The sequence below is a fragment of the Pseudomonas sp. NPDC098740 genome (assembly GCF_044760065.1).
Lineage (GTDB): Bacteria > Pseudomonadota > Gammaproteobacteria > Pseudomonadales > Pseudomonadaceae > Aquipseudomonas > Aquipseudomonas rossensis.
Genome location: NZ_JBIWAM010000057.1, coordinates 1 through 1,251 on the forward strand (window position 1 = coordinate 1; position 1,251 = coordinate 1,251).

The following is a 1,251-nucleotide window of genomic DNA, read 5'->3' on the forward strand; positions in this document are numbered from 1 at the left end:
CAAAAGTCACAAGATGGGCGAGGTGCATGACGGCGCCGCGACCACAGACTGGATGGTGCAGGAGCAGGAGCGTGGTATTACCATTACTTCTGCTGCTATTACCGCCTTCTGGCAGGGTTCCGAGAAGCAGCACAAAGACCAATACCGCTTCAACGTTATTGATACCCCGGGTCACGTTGACTTCACTATTGAAGTTGAACGTTCCCTGCGTGTACTCGATGGCGCGGTCGTTGTGTTCTGCGGCACCTCGGGTGTTGAGCCTCAGTCGGAAACCGTATGGCGTCAAGCCAACAAATACGGCGTTCCACGTCTTGTTTACGTAAACAAGATGGACCGTGCTGGTGCGAACTTCCTGCGCGTGATCGGTCAGATCAAGCAGCGTCTGGGTCACACTCCGGTGCCAATCCAGTTGGCTATCGGTTCCGAAGACAACTTCCAGGGTCAGATCGATCTGATGTCCATGGAAGCTGTTTACTGGAATGACGCTGACAAAGGCATGGTTCCAGTTCGCAAGCCTATCCCTGCTGAACTGCAGGAATTGGCTGACGAGTGGCGTGGCAATATGGTTGAGGCTGCGGCCGAAGCCAGCGAAGAGCTGATGAACAAGTACCTCGAAGGTGAAGAACTCACCAACGAGGAAATCAAGGCCGCTCTGCGTCAGCGTACTATCGCTGGTGAGATCGTTCTGGCTGTTTGCGGTTCTTCCTTCAAGAACAAGGGTGTTCCCCTGGTTCTCGACGCCGTTATCGATTACCTGCCTGCACCTGTCGATATTCCTGCCATCAAGGGTACTGACCCGGATGACGAGACTATCGAGCTGGAGCGTCATGCAGATGACAGCGAACCGTTCTCCGCTCTGGCATTCAAAATTGCCACCGACCCATTCGTGGGTACTTTGACCTTCGTCCGTGTTTACTCGGGCGTGTTGAACTCCGGCGACGGCGTGATCAACTCGGTCAAAGGCAAGAAAGAGCGCGTGGGTCGTATGGTGCAAATGCACGCAAACGCCCGTGAAGAAATCAAGGAAGTACGCGCTGGTGATATCGCGGCCTTGATCGGCATGAAGGACGTCACCACTGGTGAAACTTTGTGCAACGGTGACAAGCCAATCATCCTGGTTCGTATGGACTTCCCGGAGCCGGTTATTTCGGTTGCCGTAGAGCCTAAGACCAAGGACGACCAGGAAAAAATGGGTGTCGCTCTGGGCAAACTTGCTCAGGAAGATCCATCTTTCCGCGTCAAGACTGATGC

At 54.1% G+C, this 1,251-nt stretch carries 1 protein-coding gene; it reads left to right on the forward strand.

From position 1 onward, the window contains the following. Positions 1 to 1,251: elongation factor G (gene fusA, locus ACIQU2_RS28900; RefSeq protein WP_403145960.1), on the forward strand; the 1,251-nt coding region annotated here is incomplete at both ends.